Source organism: Thermogemmatispora tikiterensis (assembly GCF_003268475.1).
Taxonomy (GTDB): Bacteria; Chloroflexota; Ktedonobacteria; order Ktedonobacterales; family Ktedonobacteraceae; genus Thermogemmatispora; species Thermogemmatispora tikiterensis.
In genome coordinates this window covers 4,703,220-4,721,999 of the sequence record NZ_MCIF01000002.1, presented here as the reverse complement: position 1 = coordinate 4,721,999, position 18,780 = coordinate 4,703,220, and the positions used below count along the sequence as shown (strand labels likewise).

Genomic DNA, 18,780 nt, shown 5'->3' with positions numbered 1-18,780 from the left:
TCAGGCTCGATCAGGCCCGGCCCCGCTGACCTTCGCACAACTCAATGGTAAGGCAACAGAGCACTGTGGGCGCATCTGCTCAGGCTCACTCGCCGCGTCCGCGCGTTCGTCCGCCGGTCGGTCGTCTGACGTGGTCTGCTCAGGCCAGACCTTTGGCGGGCGCCTCCAGGCTTACACCCGAGACCGGTGGATAGACCTGGACCGTGTCACCATTCTGCCATTGGAGCATAATGGCCTGCACGGGATCGGCGTGGTTGCTGCCGAAGTGGATCGGGCCAACCGGATAGGTCTTGTTGGTCTGGCCGATGGCCCGGTTAATGGCATCGGGATCGGTTGAGCCGGCGCGCTTGATGGCATCGAAGAGCACCTCAGTGATCGAGTAGCCCATGATGTAGCCGGCCTGCTCGATGGTAGCCTTGATGCCGGCCTTCTCGGCCCGCGCCGCCAATTCCTGGCTGCCTGGATAGGTAAAGGAGCGCGACCAGAAGTTGGCAATGAGGGCGCCCTCGCCGACGTTGCCCAGGGCCTGCATCCAGGTAGTGGTCGACGATCCTTTCTCGCTCTCGGCCACAATCGGATGGTAGCCCAGGGCCTTCATCTGCTTCCAGAGGGCCATCGCATCGGGCGGCGTCATCTGGGTAATCAGCACCTCGGCGTTGGCGGCCTTGGCAGCAGCGATCTGGCTAGAGAAATTGGTGGTGCCGACGGGGAAAATCGCCCGATAGGCAATGGTATAGCCGAACTGCGGCGCCTCCTCGGTCCAGAGCTTGCCCATCGTCACCCCGTCCTCCTCGTTATCGGTGAAGAGGGCCACGCGCTTGTTCGTCTTCACCATGTTAGCCACCTGGAAGCTCATACTGGTCTGCTGCTTCTCATCGAAGAAGACATCCCAGGAATATTGCCAGCCAGAGGGGCGAGCCGAGAGCCAGGCCTCGATGGGGGCCGTGGTCGAAATCAGCGGGCGCTTGACGCGCTCGGCCACCTGCGAGACCGGGATGACCAGCGGCGGCGTGAATGGCCCCAGGAGAGCCACGGCGTTATTCTGCAAATAGAGGGTTGTCGCCTGGTTGCTGGCGGTATTGGGATCGGAGGTGTTATCGAGAATGATCAGGTTGACGTGATACTTTTGCCCGTTGACCTCCAGTCCCCCGGCGGCATTGATATCGTCGACGGCGGCCTGATAGCCGGCCTTCAGCAGGACGCCGACAGCGGCCAGAGATCCCGTTAAGGGCAGCGTTGCCCCAATCACAATTGTCTGGTTGCCGGAGCCGCCCGTGCCACCACAGGCGACCATGCTCAGGGCCAGCATGGCCATCAGAAATAAGGACCGCGCTGCCTTAGAGACTGTGCTCATGTACTTCTCCTCCTCTGCAGTGTCTGTCTCTCGACCGGAGACGTTCGCCACTGAACGCTGGCGACCTTCTCTGCTCGCGTGGGCGCTCGTTTGCTCGTGCGTTCGTCTGTTGCCGATGCTCTTGGAGAGCCAAAGCAGGCGCAGCATGGCCTGCCGGGCGTGGTCTGGCTCAGGTTCCCGAGACGGGATGCTGTTCTTGCTCGCTGACTGCCGGCGAGTCGGCAGGGGTGGCAGGGGCCGCCGCGACGCCCAGATAGGCTTGCTGCAGCGCCGGGTGGGCGCGCACCTGGTCCGGCGTACCGCAGAAGACGACGCGTCCCCGCTCCAGAACGTAGACACGGTCGGCCACTGCCAGCGAGCGCTGGATATGCTGCTCGATGAGAACGACGCTGATCCCCCAGGCCAGGATTCGTGGCAGGGCCGCGAAGAGCTGGTCGACGACCGCTGGCGCCAGGCCCAGCGATAGCTCATCAAGCAGGAGCAGACGCGGCTCCGCCATCAGCGCCCGCCCGATGGCGACCATCTGCTGCTGCCCGCCTGAGAGGCGTCCAGCCTGGCTGCTCGCGCGCTCGCGCAGCACCGGAAAGAGGTCGTAGACGCGCTCCAGGCGCTGAGCGAAGGTGGTGGTTGCCCCGCGGGTGGCATAGGCGGCTCCCAGCTCCAGGTTCTCGCGGACCGTCTGCTCGCGGAAGAGCCGCCTTCCCTCGTGACAGAGGGCGATTCCCAGGCGAGCGCGCTGGTGGGCCGGCACGCGTGTAATCTCCCGGCCAGCAAAGAGGACGCGGCCCTCGCTGACGGGCACCAGGCCACTGATCGCCTGGGTCAGGGTGGTTTTGCCGGCTCCGTTGGCTCCCACGACCGCCACAATTTCACCCTCCCCAACACTGAAGTCCAGGGAGCGCAGAGCGCGCAGCTTACCGTAGTCGACGCTGAGGTTCTGCACGTCGAGCAGCGGCGGCGGGGAAGGCCGAACCGCCGCTGTCGACATGGCTCGGGCAGAAGGGAGAGAATGTCTGCTGCTAGTGCTGGCGTTCACCTCGGCTCCTGTCGCCGCCTGCTCGTCTACAGCCTGGTGGATCGCTGCCGGGGTCGACGGCTGCTCTCCTTGCTCGCTGCCCAGGTAGACAGCGATGACTTCGGGATGGCGAGCGATCTCATCAGGCGTCCCTTCGGCAATCTTGCGCCCCCAGTCCAGCACAATGACGCGCCTGGCCAGGGACCGGACCACAGCCTGGACGTGTTCGACGAGGAGAATGGTGACGCCACGGGCATGGATAGAAGCGATCAGCCGGGTGATCTCCTCGATCTCCTGGCCGACCAGACCGGCGGCCACCTCGTCCAGCAGCAGCAGCCGTGGCTTCAGCGCCAGAGCGCGCGCCAGTTCCAGGCGCTTGAGATCCAGGAGGGTGAGAGAGCCGGCCTGACGATCTTTGCGGTCGAGCAGGCCGCAGAGGCGCAGGATCTCCTCGGCATCGTCGCTGAGGCTTCGCCGGCCCGGGGCCTCGTTCTTCCGGGCATGCACGGGGATCAAGACGTTCTGCAGAACGGTCATGCGCCCAAAGGGGCGGGGAATCTGATGGGCGCGCCCGATGCCGAGGCGGGCGATCGCGTGCGCGGGCAGCCGATCGAGGCGCTGCCCGGCAAAGAGGATCTCCCCCTCGCTAACGCGCTGGGCCCCAGAAATGAGGCTCAGGAGGGTGCTTTTGCCCGCTCCATTGGGTCCAATGACGCCGAGCAGCTCGCCGCTGCGCACTTCAAAGCTGATATCGTTGAGGGCCGTGACGCCCCCGAAGCGCCTGGTCACATGACGCAACACCAGCAGCGGGGCCTCATCGGTCCGCTGCGGTTCCCCTCCCACAGTGGAAGCTGCTTGCATCATGCCCCTCCCTCTCTTTTGAGCTTACTTGCTGTCTAGCTCGATGGTATTCTGGTCTGCCTGCCTGATCGTGGCGATCCGCCATTGCTGACTGGCTGGCTGTTTGCTTTTGCGGCTCACTCAGGCTGGCCCGATAGGCGGGCCGCTCTGGTCGCTCTCTGGGGCTAGAACGCGCTGGCCCCACCGTCGACGGCGAAGTCGGCCCCCGTGACCCACGAGGCTTCGTCGGAGGCCAGGTAGATGGCGCAGAAAACCACGTCCTCGGGCGTACCGATACGCTTGAGCATCAGCTTGCGCATGATGCCGTCGAGAGCGCCGGAGCTGATCGCCCATTCGGTTTGTGGTGTGCGAATGAGGGCCGGCGAAATAGTGTTGGCCCGAATGCCGTATTTGCCTCCCTCGGCGGCTAGCTGGCGCGTCATGGCGATAACGGCGCCTTTGCTGGCGGCATGAGCCAGACCGGGGACATCCTCGCTGCCGAACTTGGCAGAGACAGAGCCGACGTTGATGATGGAGCCGCCGCCACGGGCAATGAGGTGCGGCCAGGCGGCCTTACACATGTAGTAGACGGTATCTAGCTCGCTGCGCAGGGTATCGTGCCACATGCGCGTCGTCATCTGCTCGATTGGCGCGATCCAGGCTGTGCCGGCGTTGTTGTAGAGGATGTCGAAGCCGCCGTAGGTCTTGACGGCCAGCTCTACGACTTGCTGGGCCTGCTCGGGATCGCTCAGGTTGCAAGGCTGTAGCGAGACCATCTCTCCGCCGGCCTCGCGTACAAGGCGCACGGTCTCCTCGGCTCCTGCAACGTTCAGGTCGCAGCCGACAATTTTGCAGCCTTCGGCGGCAAAGCGCAGGGCTGCAACGCGCCCCTGGCCGCTGGCTGTTCCCGTAATGATGGCTACTTTTCCTTGAAGTCGCCCACTCATCGTTGCGCTCTTCCTTCCAGGCACATGCTCGCCCGCTCGCTGTCTCGACACGCCTGACCCTGTCGGTCAGCGGACCGCCAGGCAGCAAGCATCACCGACTGCGACGGACGGGCCGCCAGACAGGTCAGGGCAGGCGGCTCGACTACCCTGAGCCAGGCAGAGCGGTCACCGACTGGCGTCGGTCGAGGACTGCGCTTGCTGACCTGTGGACCTGTGACCTGCCTGTGACTCTGTCTTTCCTGCAGTGTAGGGGAGGCGTAGGACAAAATCACTACCACTCGCTTCCGTTTTTCCTTTCCGGTCGCTTCCGGTTGAGCACGCCGCACGACCAGGGTCATCGCCAGCCAGGCGGTGCCCTCCGCCAGAGCAGCCGGCTCCGCTCTTCGTCAGGCGCTGCTCGCTACTACTGCCTCGGGCGGGAGCTGACCGTCGGGGCCACAGGTGGCGCCCCGCGCTCAGTTAGTCGCGGGAAGCGAGCGGAAGAGAAAGTCGGAAGCAAGTGGTAGTGATTTCCCGGGCCAGACTAGCTACACTGCATGACTGAGGGCAGACGAGAGAGCTTGCTTGTGCGGCTGCGCACGCCTCTCCCCTTCCCCTGGTGCGGGCTTACTCCTCTCCCCGCATGGGAGAAGCTGGTAAGAGGGAGGAAGGCCGTGCGCAGCTCGGCAGGTGGCGCCCGTCTGCCCCAGCCAGCGCTGTTCTAAAGACAGCCTCTCCAGGACACATCTGGATGAACAAACACCACACAAAGAAGCAAGGACAAGCGTAAGGGTGAGGAGTCGAGAGGAGCGCACGCCATCATGATCGGACTCTATTTTTGGAGGATAGCCGTGAGAGCCGCCAGTCAGACGAGCGTACACCCAGAAAGGCGGTGGGCATGAGCGAGCACAATCGATGGAGACCCGGCAGCACGCCGGAGACGCTGCAGGGCTGCCTTTTTTGGCGGGGCGAGAGCGGCTACGAAGAGGCGCGCTGCGGGCGCATTTTCAATGGGCGCCGACCTGAGCGCTATCCCGCCGCCATTTTGCTGGCCACCAGCGAGGATGATGTGGTGGCAGGGGTGCGTCTGGCACGTGCGCACGGCCTGAAGGTCTCCGTGCGCGCCGGCGGCCATAGCTGGGCCGCCTGGAGCCTGCGCGACGAAGCTCTGCTGATCGACCTGGGCGGCCTGCGTCAGATCGAGCTGGACCGCGAGGCCGGTATTGTGCGCGTCAGTCCGGCGGTCACCGGCAGCGAGTTGAATGGCTTGCTGACGCAGCAGGGTCTGATGTTCCCCGGCGGTCACTGTCCCGATGTCGGTCTGGGCGGCTTCTTACTGCAGGGCGGCATGGGCTGGAACTGCCGCGGCTGGGGCTGGGCCTGTCAGCGCGTTATGGCTATCGATGCCGTGACCGCCGACGGCGAGCTGGTTCACGCTGACGAGGAGCATCATCCTGATCTGCTCTGGGCGGCTCGCGGCGCCGGCCCGGGCTTCTTTGCCATTGTCACGCGCTTCTATCTGCGGGTGCGTCCCCTGCCGGGAGCCTTGACACGTAGCAGCTTCTTCTATCCCGCTGCCCTCTTTGATGAGGTCATGGGCTGGCTCTACGAGGAGCATCCACGGCTAGCCCCCAGCGTCGAAGTAGTAGCTGTAGGCATGGGCAGCGGCGGCGACCTGACAGCCAGCGCAGCCCCGGTCTTGCTGGTCCAGGGCCTGAGTTTTGCCGAGACGCCCACCGAGGCGCGCGAGGCCCTGGCTCCCTTCGAGCGCTGTCCGGCGCGCTCGCGCGCCCTGCTGGAGCAGGTGCTGGTTCCCACAACCCTGGCCGCGGAATACGTCGAGCAGCGGCGCGCCAATCCCAAGGAGCACCGCTACGCCGTCGATAATGCCTGGCTCAACGCGCCAGCGACGACGGCCATTCCGGCCCTGCGGGAGGCCTTCGTTAGCCTGCCCACCGCGCAATCGTTCTCGCTCTGGTTCGGCATGGCCCCCCTGCATCCGCTGCCGGATATGGCCCTCTCGCTGCAAGCCGATGTCTATTTCGCCAGCTACGTGATCTGGAAACAGCCCGCGGATGACGCTCGCTGCCGCCGCTGGCTGGCCGAGCAGATGCGCCGCATCGAGCCGCTCAGCGAGGGTCTCTTTCTGGCCGATTCGGATTTTACCACGCGCCCAGCACGCTTTATGGACGAGAGCCACTGGCAGCGTCTGCAGGCAGTGCGCGCCCGCTACGATCCCACGGGCCTCTTCCATTCCTATCTGATCAATCCCGAGACCCCCATCAACGTCAATCCCTGGAGCCAGCCCGGAGCTTAGACAGCATCCACCTCACACGGGTCCTTTCTCCATCCAGAGCCGGCTGGGGCTGGTCGCGGTCCCTTCGGGCAGCCTACCCCGTCCGTCCCGACCAGCCCTCTCTCACTGTTCCTTTGCCTGGTCAGGCCAGAGCGGCGGACAGCGGGCCCCAGCAATGGCGAGCGGACGGCGCGGCTCAGTCAGGAAGGCAAGTCGCCCGCCCGCGGCGGGTTGGTCTCCTGACGCAGCCGTTCACCGTCCGCTGAGGACCAGAAGGAGAAAGGGAGTCTGCAGCTCGCCCACAGCCAGTCAGGGCGCGCGGGGAAGCAGATCGGCGTGGCCGCTCAAGATCTGCTGGCGCACCTGTGGCGCCAGCTCTGCCCCAAAGAGAGCCGTTGGCGCGCGCGTTCCCATGTCGAAAGGCAGGTCCGTGCCGAGCACCACGCGCTCCGCTCCCAGCAGCGTCACCAGGTAACGCAGCGGCTCAGCGCCATGCACCAGTGAATCAACATAGATACGGCGCAGCAGATCGAGCGGTGTTTCACGTAGATGGGATAATTCAGGTCGCACGCGCGCCCCATGCTGCCAGCGTCCCACCACAAAGGGGGCCACACCTCCGCCGTGGGCCGCCACAAAGCGGATCTGCGGATAGCGCTCCACCACACCGCCGAAGAGCAGCGAAGCCAGGGCAAAGGCCGTCTCCGCCGGGTTGCCCAGGAGATTGCGCAGGTAGTAGCGCGTTAGCCGCTCGGCCCCCAGAACCTCCAGCGGATGGATCAGCACCAGAGCCTGGCGGGCGTCCAGGGCCTGCCAGACCGGTTCCAGCTCGGGCGCATCCAGGTTCCAGGCATTGACACGCGTCAGAATCTCGATCCCTGCCAGGTGGAGCTGATCCATCAGATAGGCAATCTCTTCCACGGCCCGCTCCGGCTCCTGCAGTGGGGCCAGGCCCAGGCCGTGAAAGGAATGTGGATAGCGGCCTACCACCGCGGCGATCGCCTCGTTCTGTTCACGCAAGAGGGAGGCCGCTTCTGCGCCCGGCAGCTCGTAGAAAGCCATGAAAGGCGGCGGCGACAGCACCTGCAGATCGACACCCGCCGTCGCCAGTAGCTCCAGGCGCGCATCGAGATCGTAGAACTCCTCGGGTCGGCAGGCGCTGCCCAGAGGGATACCGCCGGTCTCCAGTATGGCCGCCTGGCCTTCCCCTCGCCAGCGGGCCCCCAGGATGCGCCCGTCGGGGGCGCGGGCATGCATCTGGAGATGCTCACGCGCCAGATAATGGGCATGAAAATCGATAATCATAGCGTAGAGCCTCTGTCTGCGGTCACTGTTGGCACGACGGTCTCGGCTGCCTGGCCTGGTGCGGACAGACAGGTAGCAGGCAGACTGGCAGGTCAGCGGCGATTGCCCTGGCCCAGGCAAGGACAGCGGAGCCGCCAGGCCCTCAGCGCGGGCCGGTGCCAGTGGTCGGCGGCTCGCCCCTCAGATAGGGGTCGCGGCAATCTCGAACGAGCGGCGCGTCAGGCCCTCCACGTCGGCATCGGGCGTCTGATCGCGCTCCCACTGGCTCAGCTGTGATGAGATCTCGACCAGGGCCTTGCAGCGCTCGTAGCGACGCTGCATGAAGCGGTCCAGAGCCTGTGGAAGCGGGTCGCCGCTCTCCAGCTCCTCGGCCAGGACGATCGCATCCTCGATGGCCATCGCCGCCCCCTGGGCCACATGGGCCGTCATGGCGTGGGCCGCATCGCCGATCAGCAGCACGCGCCCACGATACCAGGGCGAGGGCAGCAAGAGCGTCTCGAAAGGACGATAGATAACCTCGGACTCATCGGTAATGTAGCGATCGCGCACCAGAGCCACCGGTCCCCCGAAAGGAGCAAGCCGCTCGCGATAGGCCGCCGGTAAGCATTCGCGCGGGAAGCGCGGCGGTGGCCCCGGAGGAGGCGTCTCCACCAGCAGGATGTACATCAAATCGGGAGCCAGCGGAATAAAACCAGCTTTGCCGTGGGGGCCGCCATCGAAGAGCCAGCCAGTGGTGACGTCGGGCAGACGCGGCACATTGCAGCGCCAGCAGACCTGGCCCACGTAGGTCGGCTGGTACTCGGAGCCGAAGACCAGGCGGCGCACCAGCGACTTCAGGCCATCGGCCCCCACGACCAGATCGTAGCTGGCAAAGGAGCCGTCGGAGAAGGTCACCGAGACCTCGCTCTCGGACTGCGCCAGGGTCGCCACCGTCAGGCCCAGGCGGATCGTCGCGCCGGACTGCCGCACGGCATCCTGCAGAATGGCGTGCAGACGGGAGCGCGTCAGGCCGTTCCCTGGGGGATAGTGCGGCCCTGCAATCGGAGGCTGGGGCACCTCGAAGAGAAAGGTCCCCTGAAGATCGTAGAAGCGAACACCCCCCATCGGGTGCCCGGCAGCAATGCACTTCTCGGCCAGGCCGATGCGATCGAGGGCCCGCAGGGCGTTGCCTTGCTGGATAATGCCTACCCCGTAGACCGACCACTGGGGATTCAGCTCAACGACCTCGACCTCGCGGCCGATCTGGCGCAGCGCCACTGCCGCCGTCAGGCCGGCGATGCCGCCGCCGACAATCAATATCTTCTGCGCGCTTTTGTCCATCGTAGGACACTCCATCTTTCGCTGAGGATTCTCCCACCGCCCGAGCGAGCTGGTTAGCCACGCCCGCGCCGACGGAAAGGATTGACCAGATCAGGATCGATCTGCGTACCCCCGGTGGCCGCCGGCTCGGGGAAGGAGCCACCCGGCGCCAGCGGGAAGGATTCCGTCATCGAGTCGGGCATGGCAGCATTGCGATACATGGTGTTCGATCCCTGCGAGGGCACCCAGCGCACCGGCTCCCAGTCCGGAATGTAGTTGCGATAGCCGCCCGAGTTTAGCTCGATACGCATGCCGCCGGGCTCGCGGAAGTAGAGATAGTATTGCTCGCCCATCCCATGCTGCCCGGGGCCGTACTCCATGCTCAGCCCGGCCTCCAGCAGGATATCGGTAGCCCGCAGCAGGTCCTTGATCTCCGGCAGGAAGAAGGCCACGTGATTGACACGGCCCGGAATGCCTGAGAAGTCGGCGACAAAGCCCAGATCGTGCGACTTCTCGTTGGTGGTGATCTGCGTGAAGACGACGATGTCCGGCATTTCGTCAGGAACGGTATATTCCATGAAGCGGAAGCCGAGGGTATCGCAGTACCAGTGCGTGTCTCGCATGACATCGAGCGAGGCGACGGTGACGTGATCGATTTGACGTGGAGCCACACCCCGCCCGGTGAAGCGCTGCGGGCGGGCGGGATAGGTTGAGCGCAGTTCGGGCGGCGCGCTGTAGCGATCTACCTCCCAGAAGACTTCGTTGAGGTGGCCGCCGGGCCCGCGGAAGCGATAGGCCGGACCGTGCCCCGGTCCGCGTTCGATCCACTGGCCCTGCTGGCCAGCGGCTTCGATTTCTTTGACGGCCTGCTCTAGCTCTTCCGGTCCCCAGGTACGCCAGCCAATGTGGCCCAGGGCTGGTTGCTCACCAGCGGTGAGCACCAGGCTGTGGTGGTAGAATTCTCCCCAGCAGCGCAGGTAGCAGGAGTCCCCGACACGCTCGCTCAGCTCCATCCCCATCACCTCCGTGAAGAAGCGCAGCGAATCCTCCAGGGCTGGCGTGATGATCTCCACATGGGCCAGGTGGGCAAGCAGGTGTTTGCTCATGGTCTCGTTCTCTCCTCATTGGGTGATCGATAGCACCAACAGCGGTAGCAGCAGCAGCGTGCCGTCTGGCGTGGCGCCTTCGCCCCCGCTGGCATCGCCGATCCGACCGGCGCCGGCCCACACTGGCGCCCGGCAGCGCGGGCTTCAATAAGGCGCCTCTCTGGTGGTGGCAGGCCGATACCAGGCCAATCCCAGCCACTTAGCAATCATACAAGCAAGCAGAGAGAGGGGCACCGCTCTTGATTGACGCTCAGCCAGTTCTGTGCTACCATAACAGCCAGGACGCTGCTGAGTGCCCGTCATGCCTCTCACAACGCTGTGAAAGGGCCTGGCCTGCTTCCTTCCCGTTTGCAAGCGACGGGCATCGAGCTTGGCGCCTCGTCTGACCGAAGGCTGTGCCTGGTGGAGCGATCTGTTCGTTCCTCTCTCCCGTTCGCCAGACTCGCTCACAGTGTAGCGAAGGGCGGGGGAAAGATCACTACCACTCGCTTCCGCTTTTCTCTTTCCGGTTGCTTCCGGTGAAGGAAAGCACCCGCTGCGCTCTGTCCACAAGAGGATACTGAAAGTGGGCTATCACCGTCGATACAAGCTCAAAGATGACCGCTTCGGTCTGCTGGCACTCACGCTGCGCGAGAAGGCCGGCTTGACACAGACTGAGATCGCGACCATGCTCGGAGTGTCGGAGCGCACGATCCGCCACTGGGAGGGCGGCACGGCCTTCCCCACAAGCGAGAATCTGAAGAAGCTCATCGAGATTTACTGGCAGTACGGTGCTTTCCATGAGGAGCACGCGCGCGACGAGGCTCGTACGCTCTGGCATCAGGCCGCTGAGAGCGCGGCCCGGCGCTCGATCCCCTTCGATGAGCTATGGTTTGAGGAGCTGCTTCAGACACAGCGCCGCTCGCCTGCTCACGTCCGTTCCTCTTCTTCTTCTGTATTGACCCCAGCTTTGATCTCCTCTTCGCAGGAGCCGGCGACCGCCGCCACCGGACCCCTGCCGGCCCAGTCGGCGCACCCCTCTCCTGCTTCGGCTCCAGCGACCACCACTCACGCCGAGTGGGGCGAGGCTCCCGACGCATCTGCGTTCTATGGCCGTCAGCAGGAGCTGGCTACCCTGGAGCGCTGGCTGCTCTCTGATCATTGCCGCCTGGTCGTTGTCCTCGGCATGGGCGGCATCGGTAAGACGACCCTGGCGGTGCGCTTTGCCCAGCAGGTGGCGCACCGCTTCGAGTTTGTCCTCTGGCGCTCGCTGCGCAACGCTCCGCCGCTTGATGAGTTGCTGGCCGACTGCATCCAGACCCTGGCTCAGCAGCAGGGCCTGACGCTGCCAGGGCAGCTCGAAGGACGCATGACCTTGCTGCTCGATCTGCTGCGCAAGCGACGCTGCCTGCTGGTCTTCGATAACGTGGAGACCCTGCTGCAGCCCGGCAGCTTCGAGGGACGCTATCGCGAGGGCTATGAGGGCTATGGCCGCCTGCTCCGCCACGTGGCGGAGTGTACGCATCAGAGCTGCCTGCTGCTAACCAGTCGCGAGCTGCCCGGCGAGCTGGAGCCGCTGGAAGGGCCACTCTCGCCGGTGCGCGCCCTGAAGCTGTTCGGATTGGAGCGCGAGGCTATCCAGCAGCTGCTAGAGGAGCGTCGCCTCTCAGGCACGCCGCACGCCTGGGATGAGCTGGTACGCCACTATGCCGGCAATCCTCTGGCGCTGAAAATCGCCGCTGCTACTGTGCAGGAGGTCTTTGGCGGCCAGATCGAGGCCTTCTTGCGCGAAGGGCCAATGCTGCTTCACACCGTGCGTCAGCTGCTCGACTACCAGTTTGAGCGCCTCTCTTCCCTGGAGAGCGATCTGATGTACTGGCTGGCGATCGAGCGCGAGATGGTCCCTCTGGAGGAGCTGAGTCAGGACTTGCTGGGGGCGGTCTCGCGTCGCGAGGTGCTGGCGGCTCTCAAGTCGCTGCGCTGGCGCTGCCTGGTAGAGCGCGCTGAGCAGGGGGCCATCTTCACCCTGCAGCCGGTGGTGATGGAGTATGTGAGCGAGCGGCTGGTCGAGGAGGTCTGCAGCGAGATCTTGCAGGAGCGCCCGCGGCTCTTACTCTCACACGCGCTCATGAAGGCTAACAGCCAGGACTATATCCGTGAGAGTCAGATTCGTATGCTACTGCAGCCGCTGCTGGAGTGCCTGCTCTCCTTCTGCGGCGATGAGGAGCGGCTGGAGGAGCGGCTGATGGCTCTGGCGAGCAGCCTGCGCGGCCTGCCCTACACGGCCCAGGGCTATGGTGGCGGCAATCTGGTCAATTTAGTGGCCACGCTCAATGGCCATGTCCGCGACAAGGATTTTTCTGGCCTGGCTGTGCGTCAGGCTTATCTACAGGGCATAGAGGCCCAGCGGGCCAGCTTCGCTTCAGCCTGGTTGAGTGACTCGCTCTTCACGGAGCCGGTCGAGAGCATCGCCTCGCTCACGCTCAGCCCCGACGGGCACCTGCTGGCTGTGGGCAGCTTCAGCGGGCAGATTCGCCTCTGGCACCTGACGGAAGGGAGCCCGCTCTTGACGCTGCGTGGTCACAGCCGCATGGCCTGGGCCTTGGCTTTTAGCCCCGATGGGCGCCTGCTCGCCAGCGGCGGCTACGATCGCAGCGTAAAGCTCTGGCATGTGAGCGGCGAGGAGCGGGGGCAATGTTTTCGCCTCTTCCAGGGCCATGAGAAATGGGTGCGGGCCGTGGCCTTTAGCCCCGACGGGCGCCTGCTCGCCAGCAGCGGCATGGATCAGACGATTCGCCTCTGGGAGATTGAGACGGGCCGCTGCCTGAAGGTGCTCTACGGCCACATCGGACCCGTCTGGGATCTGGCTTTCAGCCCCGATGGCCGCTTTCTGGTGAGCAGCGGCAATGATGAGACAGTGCGCCTCTGGGAGCTTCAGTCGGGCGCCTGCCTGCGCATCCTGCGTGGCCACAGCGGCGATATCATGGCGGTCGCTTTCCATCCCCAGGGCGAACTCTTCGCCAGCGGTGGCGAAGATGGCCTGGTCAATCTCTGGGACATGGCCAGCGGGCATCTCCTGGCCACGCTGCGCCTGCACACAACGCGCGCGGCCACCATCGCTTTCAATCCCGAGGGCACTTTGCTGGCCAGTGGCTGCGACGATGGGGCGGTCGAGATCTGGCAACTCAGCGGCGAGGCTCAGCGGCTGCGCATTCTGCATGGTCATTCGACGTTCGTCAGCGCCGTGGCCTTCGGTCCCGCCGGCCTGCTGATCAGCGTCTCCTACAGCGGCAAGGTCAAGCTCTGGGATGTGGAGAGTGGCAAGTGTCTGCGCATACTGCAGGGCCACAGCAGCGTGGCTCGCTCAATGGCTTTCAGCCCCGACGGGCGCTATCTGGTGCATGGAGATGATAACGGCCTGCTGCGCCTCTGGCTGCTGGAGCCTGGTGGCCAGGCCCGCTGCCTGTACGCCTTCCAGGGCCATGCCGGTCCGATCTGGTCGATTCTCTTCCGCGACAGCCAGACCTTTATCAGCAGCGGTGACGACCAGGCGATCCGCCTCTGGTCCCTGAGCGAGCAGGAGGGGACCACACGCTGCCTGCAAACCTGGCACGGCCACAGCGCCGTCATCTGGTCTCTGGCTCTCGCCCCCGACGGCCAGCGGCTCGCCAGCGGGAGCCACGATCGCACCGTCCAGCTCTGGGACCTGCGCCGCGAGGGCCAGGCGGCCTGTCTGAAGACCCTCCACGGCCATAGCTCGATGGTCTGGTCGCTGGCCTTTAGTCCCGATGGCAGCCTGCTCGCCAGCGGCGACAACGACGGAGAGATCAAGCTCTGGGAGGTCGAAAGCGGGCGCTGCCTGCGGACGCTCCAGGGCGAGGCCAGCCCTATCGGAGCCCTGACTTTCAGCCCCGATGGTCGCTTCCTGCTGAGCAGCAGCAACGATGGCAGTCTGAGCCTCTGGGAGGTGAGCAGCGGCTACCGCTGCCAGCGCTGGCCTGGTCACGGCGCGCTCACCTGGTTCCGGGCCATCGCCTTCAGCCCCGATGGCAGCCTGCTCGCCAGCGGCGATGAGCATAGCCTGCGCCTGGGTCAGATCGACGGCCTGAGCTACCACCTCTGCGAGCAGACCTTTGCCAGCCACCGGGGCCAGGTCTGGTCGGTGGCCTTCAGCGCCGACGGCGAGCTGCTCGCCAGTGGCGACGACGCTGGCGTGATTTTCGTCTCTCAGGCCAGAACCGGGGCCTGCCTCTACGTCCTGCAAAGCGAGCGCCCCTACGAGGGGATGAACATCCGCCACGTGCGTGGCCTCAGCGAGGCGCAGAAAGCCTCGCTTAAAGCCCTGGGCGCCTGCGAGGGGAGCGAGACAACGCCAATTGCTCCTTCCCTTCCAGCTAAGTCATAGACGGCCTCCGCCTCCAAGCGCTGGTCTCTCTTTGCTTTGCCCTCTCTCCTTTCTTCCTTCCCCGCGGCGGGCCTCGCAACTGAGCTGGAGGAGCGGACCGGAAGCAACCGGAAAAGTGAAAACGGAAGCGAACGGTAGTGAACTCTGGTTCCGGTCCAGCTACACTGAAGTATGGAGTGGAGGAACAGATGGCTGGTGCTACGCTGCGCTGTGCCCGGGCCTGCGCTGCTTTGTGGGCCTCCCATCGCCGTCGGTTGCGCTCCTGCCGCTCCCGCTCCCCTGGAGCGGCCCCGTTCGTTGGCTTCCTGGACGCCTCTCCCCTGTTGGCCAGCGCGTCAGGCGCCCGCGGTCGGCACACCGCCAGCGATCGGGCACAGCGCACAGCACTGGCCAGCAGAGACCGCCATCTCATCAGCAAAGCGGTAGGCAGCAGAGGAGGAATAGAGCGAGCATGGCCCAAGAACGCTTTCTTGTCACCGGGGCCCTGGGCTGTATCGGGGCCTGGACCGTGCGCAACCTTGTGCGCGAAGGCACCCCCGTGGTCGCCTTTGACCTGGGCCAGGACACACGGCGACTCAAGCTGATCATGGCGCCCGCGGAGCTGGCCCAGGTCACCTTCGTTCAAGGCGACCTCAGCGAGCTGGCAGCCGTGGAGCAGGTCATTGACCAGTACGGGATCACCCACGTCATCCATCTGGCCGCGCTCCAGATGCCTTCCGTACGCGCCAATCCCTCGCTGGGGGCACGCGTCAACGTCGTCGGCACCGTCAATGTCTTCGAGGCCAGCCGGCGTCGAGCGGACCAGGTCAGGCGTATTGTCTATGCCTCCTCTGTGGCCGTCTACGACCCCGGGGCCGGCGGGCCAGGTGGGATCGTCCAGCACGATACGCCACTGCGCCCTCACTCGCTCTACGGCGTCTTCAAACAAGCCAACGAGGGCACGGCGCGCATCTACTGGCAGGAGCATGGCCTTACCAGTATCGGCCTGCGCCCAGCCACCGTCTATGGCCCGGGCCGCGACCAGGGCCTGACCTCCGCCCCTACACGGGCCATGCTGGCCGCCGTACTGGGGCGACCCTTCCACATCCCCTTTGGGGGACGGGGCGAGTTCCAATACGCCGATGATGTGGCCAAAACCTTCCTTGCCTGCACACGCGCGCCCTTCGAAGGGGCCGAGGTCTTCAATCTGCACGGCGCCGTCGCCCACATGAGCGAAATTGTGGCCCTCATCGAGGAGCTGCTCCCAGAGAGCCGCGGCCTGATCACCTTCGCCGAGCCTGCCTTTCCTTCGCCCGAAGCCTATTCCTCCGAGGCCCTGAGCCGCGTCATCGGAACACCGCCACAGACGCCGCTGCACGAGGGTATCGCCGCCACTCTTGCCCTCTTCCGCGAACGGGTCGCGCGCGGCGAGCTGAACGAGCGCGCACTGCAAGAGGGCAGCGCCGGCAGCTAAACAGGGTCGCCGCTGCTCTCCAGCAGCCCAAGCCAGCGCGGCTCTCGTCCACGCGCTCTGTTCCAGGCCGCAGACGAAGATGATGCTCCCCCTGCCCACATCGGCGCAATCTGCGCCTTTCTGTGACCAACCAGGACAGGGAGCAGCGGGCCTGCATACGATCAGTCAGTAGGAAGCAGAAGAGAAAGGAAAGAGAAGAGCCAATGATTGTGCTCGTGGCACGTTACTACGGCAAGCCGGGTCAGGGCGACGCCATCGAGGCCGCTCTCAAACAGATGGCGCCCCGCGTCGCCGCCAGCGAGCCTGGCTGTTTGCTTTATCACGCCTGTCGCTCGCAGGAGCACCCCGATCAGTTCTTACTCTATGAGCACTACGTCGACGAGGCCGCCCTGCAGCACCATCGTGAAACGCCGCACTATCGCCAGTTTGTCGAAGAGACCATTCTGCCGCTGCTAGAGAAGCGCGAGCGCGATCTCTACACGCTGGTCGTTGGTCAGCCACCAGCCTCCACAAAGCAGAGAGCAGGCGAGTAGCAGATGAGTACCCGATTCTTTGCCCTTGGCACCTTTTCCGTAGCTGGCTGCCCGCCCTTTGCGGGCCTGGTTCTGGACGAGCGCGTGATCGCCGTCCACGCCCTGCAACCGCTCTGCGAGCGCCTCGGCCTGCCGCTGAGCGCAGACGAGAGCGTCCTTGGCCTGCTGCAGCAGTGGGAACGCAACGAGGCCGCCCTGCAGCGCGCCGTCGACGCCCTGGCGGAGCCAGCCGCCGCCACAGCCACAGCCGACCAGAGCTGGCTACCTCTGGAAGCCGTGCATGTTCACGCGCCGATATTGTATCCGCGCCAGATCTTCTGCGCCGGTGCCAACTATCGTCAGCACGTCATCGAGCTGGCCACCGCCCAGGGACACGGCGCCCACGACGCCCGCGACGAGGCCGAACGCCGCGCCCTGGCCGAGCGCATCATGGATGCCCGCATCGCCAACGGCATCCCCTACGTCTTCACCAAAATCCCATCGGCCATCACTGGCCCTTACGATCCCATCCCTTTGCCTGCCGACAGCACGCAACCGGACTGGGAGCTAGAGCTAGGCGTCGTGATCGGACGACCAGCACGCCGCGTCAAGCGCGAGGAGGCGCTGAGCTACGTCGCCGGCTACACCATCGTCAACGATCTGACCTGTCGAGATCGCGTCTACCGTCCCGATCTGGAGGCCATCGGCAGCGACTGGCTGCGCAGCAAATGCCCGCCGGGCTTCCTTCCGACTGGGCCTTTCCTCGTGCCAGCCAGCTTCGTGCCCGATCCCCAACAGCTCCACCTGACCCTCAAACTGAACGGCCAGGTCATGCAGGACGAGGGGACCAATGACATGATCTTCGGCGTCGCCCGCCTGATCGAGTACATCTCTCACTACGTGCAGCTCTGGCCCGGCGACCTGATCTGCACCGGCTCGCCGCGCGGCAATGGCATGCACTACCGGCGCTTCCTCCAGCCCGGCGACGTGCTGGAAGGGAGCATCAGCGGCCTCGGCACCCAGCGCAACCGCTGCATTGCCGAGGAGGAGCGCGACAGCTAAAGACCGCCAGACCAGACCCAGGCAAAGGAGAGCAGCAGCATGGTGTCCTCAGCCAACCCACTCAAAGACTGGCAGGTCGATCGCCGCAGCATCCGCACTATTGGCCACGATCTGCAGCGCCCGGAGTGCATTCTGGCCGAGCGCGATGGCACCCTCTGGGTCGCTGATGCCCGTGGCGGCGTCATGCGCATCAACGCCGACGGCAGTCAGCAACTGATCTTGCCCGTGGTCGAGCGTGAACCAGGCACGGGGCCGACCCCAGAGAGCGGCGCCAGCTTCGAAGAGCGCTATGTCCAGGCCCAGGGATCGCTGCCCAACGGCCTGGCCTTCGCCGAGAACGGCGATCTCATCATTGCCAACTGGGGGACCGACGCCGTCGAGATCATGACGCGCGACGGACGCCTGCGCACCCTCTACCGCGAGATCGACGGCCAGCCGCTGGGTAAGGCCAATTTCGTCCTGCGCGACAGCAAAAATCGTATCTGGCTCAGCGTCAACACCCGCGAGCATCCCTGGACCAACCAGCTGAACACACGCACCGCCGATGGCTACATCGCCCTCATCGACGAGCGCGGCATTCGCATCGTCGCCGAGGGCTTCTGCGGCACCAATGAAATCCGCTTCGACGCGCGCGAAGAGTGGCTCTACGTTGTCGAAAGCACAGCCTGGCGCATCAGCCGCCTGCGCCTCCAACCCGACGGCTCCCTGACCGATCGCGAGATCTATGGCCCTGCGCGCCTGCCCGGTTTTCCCGACGGCTTCGCCTTCGATGCCTACGGCAACCTCTGGGTGACGCTGATCTTTACCGACCAGCTCATCGCCATCACTCCAGAGGGCGAGGTCCTGACCCTGCTCGACGATAGCAATCCCGAGACGCAGGCCCGCCTCTTCGCTCACTACGAGAGCCATACGCTGACGCCCGAGATCCTGGCCGCCACCCACGGCACTATCGCCCCCTGGCTGGCCAGCCTGACCTTCGGCGGGCCAGACCTGCGCACCGTCTATCTCGGCAGCCTGCGCGGAACGACCATTCCCTATTTCCGCAGCCCAGTTCCTGGTCAGCCAATGATCCATTGGCACTGAGCCCGGCCATCGTCATAGCGCGCAGAGGAGCCTGAGAAGGCCGCCGGAAGCCAGGTCGGCCTCTGGCCTGGCCCGGCAGCCGACCTGGCTTTCCACCAGGACAAAGAAGCATACGAACACAAAAGCTAAACCACTACCACTTACCACC

13 protein-coding genes are annotated in these 18,780 nt (G+C 65.0%); 7 read left to right on the top strand and 6 right to left on the bottom strand.

Translation table 11 applies throughout. The annotated features are described in order from the left end of the window. Positions 1-139: 139 nt before the first annotated feature. The 3 genes from A4R35_RS18920 to A4R35_RS18910 all read right to left on the bottom strand — a co-directional run bounded on the left by A4R35_RS18920 (position 140) and on the right by A4R35_RS18910 (position 4,156). Positions 140-1,354, bottom strand: a complete 1,215-nt coding sequence (locus tag A4R35_RS18920) for an amino acid ABC transporter substrate-binding protein (protein ID WP_189362039.1) — start codon at positions 1,352-1,354, stop codon at positions 140-142. A gap of 169 nt (positions 1,355-1,523) precedes the next feature. Further along, the gene (locus tag A4R35_RS18915; protein ID WP_112432096.1) at positions 1,524-3,233 is read right to left on the bottom strand and encodes an ATP-binding cassette domain-containing protein; all 1,710 of its coding nucleotides are present in this window, start codon (positions 3,231-3,233) and stop codon (positions 1,524-1,526) included. 161 nt (positions 3,234-3,394) lie between these two features. After that, positions 3,395-4,156, bottom strand: a complete 762-nt coding sequence (locus A4R35_RS18910; RefSeq protein WP_112432094.1) for an SDR family NAD(P)-dependent oxidoreductase — start codon at positions 4,154-4,156, stop codon at positions 3,395-3,397. A gap of 877 nt (positions 4,157-5,033) precedes the next feature. Between A4R35_RS18910 and A4R35_RS18905 the strand changes: the two genes are divergently transcribed. Then, positions 5,034-6,452, top strand: a complete 1,419-nt coding sequence (locus A4R35_RS18905) for an FAD-binding oxidoreductase (RefSeq protein WP_112434326.1) — start codon at positions 5,034-5,036, stop codon at positions 6,450-6,452. 288 nt (positions 6,453-6,740) lie between these two features. On the opposite strand, the gene A4R35_RS18900 is transcribed toward A4R35_RS18905, so the two are convergent. The 3 genes from A4R35_RS18900 to A4R35_RS18890 form a co-directional block, all read right to left on the bottom strand. After that, a complete protein-coding gene (locus A4R35_RS18900; RefSeq protein ID WP_112432092.1) occupies positions 6,741-7,733 on the bottom strand; it encodes an amidohydrolase family protein in 993 nt (330 codons plus the stop codon). Positions 7,734-7,913: 180 nt separating this feature from the next. Beyond that, a complete protein-coding gene (locus A4R35_RS18895; RefSeq protein ID WP_112432090.1) occupies positions 7,914-9,053 on the bottom strand; it encodes an FAD-dependent oxidoreductase in 1,140 nt (379 codons plus the stop codon). 53 nt (positions 9,054-9,106) lie between these two features. Next, a complete protein-coding gene (locus tag A4R35_RS18890) occupies positions 9,107-10,138 on the bottom strand; it encodes a VOC family protein (protein ID WP_112432088.1) in 1,032 nt (343 codons plus the stop codon). Here A4R35_RS18890 and A4R35_RS24395 point away from each other — a divergent pair. The 6 genes from A4R35_RS24395 to A4R35_RS18865 all read left to right on the top strand — a co-directional run bounded on the left by A4R35_RS24395 (position 10,137) and on the right by A4R35_RS18865 (position 18,632). Further along, positions 10,137-10,289 carry a hypothetical protein gene (locus A4R35_RS24395; RefSeq protein WP_189362037.1) on the top strand — a complete coding sequence of 51 codons (153 nt, stop codon included), beginning with the start codon at positions 10,137-10,139 and terminating at the stop codon, positions 10,287-10,289. The two genes, A4R35_RS18890 and A4R35_RS24395, sit on opposite strands and share 2 nt — an antisense overlap. 414 nt (positions 10,290-10,703) lie before the next feature. Further along, entirely contained in the window at positions 10,704-14,522 is a 3,819-nt protein-coding gene (locus tag A4R35_RS18885) for a WD40 domain-containing protein (protein WP_112432086.1), read from the top strand. A 451-nt stretch (positions 14,523-14,973) separates the two neighbouring features. Continuing rightward, a complete protein-coding gene (locus tag A4R35_RS18880) occupies positions 14,974-15,975 on the top strand; it encodes an NAD-dependent epimerase/dehydratase family protein (protein ID WP_112432084.1) in 1,002 nt (333 codons plus the stop codon). Positions 15,976-16,178: 203 nt separating this feature from the next. After that, the gene (locus A4R35_RS18875; RefSeq protein ID WP_112432082.1) at positions 16,179-16,508 is read left to right on the top strand and encodes a putative quinol monooxygenase; all 330 of its coding nucleotides are present in this window, start codon (positions 16,179-16,181) and stop codon (positions 16,506-16,508) included. 3 nt (positions 16,509-16,511) lie between these two features. Continuing rightward, the gene (locus A4R35_RS18870; protein WP_112432080.1) at positions 16,512-17,549 is read left to right on the top strand and encodes a fumarylacetoacetate hydrolase family protein; all 1,038 of its coding nucleotides are present in this window, start codon (positions 16,512-16,514) and stop codon (positions 17,547-17,549) included. A 39-nt stretch (positions 17,550-17,588) separates the two neighbouring features. Beyond that, positions 17,589-18,632, top strand: a complete 1,044-nt coding sequence (locus A4R35_RS18865) for an SMP-30/gluconolactonase/LRE family protein (RefSeq protein WP_112432078.1) — start codon at positions 17,589-17,591, stop codon at positions 18,630-18,632. Positions 18,633-18,780 lie beyond the last annotated feature (148 nt).

Excerpts from the sequence above, each read along its gene's own strand:
- A4R35_RS24395 (WP_189362037.1), top strand. The coding sequence starts at position 10,137 with ATGGTCTCGTTCTCTCCTCATTGGGTGATCGATAGCACCAACAGCGGT.
- A4R35_RS18890 (WP_112432088.1), bottom strand. The coding sequence starts at position 10,138 with ATGAGCAAACACCTGCTTGCCCACCTGGCCCATGTGGAGATCATCACG.
- A4R35_RS18880 (WP_112432084.1), top strand. The coding sequence starts at position 14,974 with ATGGCCCAAGAACGCTTTCTTGTCACCGGGGCCCTGGGCTGTATCGGG.
- A4R35_RS18865 (WP_112432078.1), top strand. The coding sequence starts at position 17,589 with ATGGTGTCCTCAGCCAACCCACTCAAAGACTGGCAGGTCGATCGCCGC.
- A4R35_RS18905 (WP_112434326.1), top strand. The coding sequence starts at position 5,034 with ATGAGCGAGCACAATCGATGGAGACCCGGCAGCACGCCGGAGACGCTG.
- A4R35_RS18900 (WP_112432092.1), bottom strand. The coding sequence starts at position 7,733 with ATGATTATCGATTTTCATGCCCATTATCTGGCGCGTGAGCATCTCCAG.
- A4R35_RS18870 (WP_112432080.1), top strand. The coding sequence starts at position 16,512 with ATGAGTACCCGATTCTTTGCCCTTGGCACCTTTTCCGTAGCTGGCTGC.
- A4R35_RS18875 (WP_112432082.1), top strand. The coding sequence starts at position 16,179 with ATGATTGTGCTCGTGGCACGTTACTACGGCAAGCCGGGTCAGGGCGAC.
- A4R35_RS18920 (WP_189362039.1), bottom strand. The coding sequence starts at position 1,354 with ATGAGCACAGTCTCTAAGGCAGCGCGGTCCTTATTTCTGATGGCCATG.
- A4R35_RS18895 (WP_112432090.1), bottom strand. The coding sequence starts at position 9,053 with ATGGACAAAAGCGCGCAGAAGATATTGATTGTCGGCGGCGGCATCGCC.
- A4R35_RS18915 (WP_112432096.1), bottom strand. The coding sequence starts at position 3,233 with ATGATGCAAGCAGCTTCCACTGTGGGAGGGGAACCGCAGCGGACCGAT.
- A4R35_RS18910 (WP_112432094.1), bottom strand. The coding sequence starts at position 4,156 with ATGAGTGGGCGACTTCAAGGAAAAGTAGCCATCATTACGGGAACAGCC.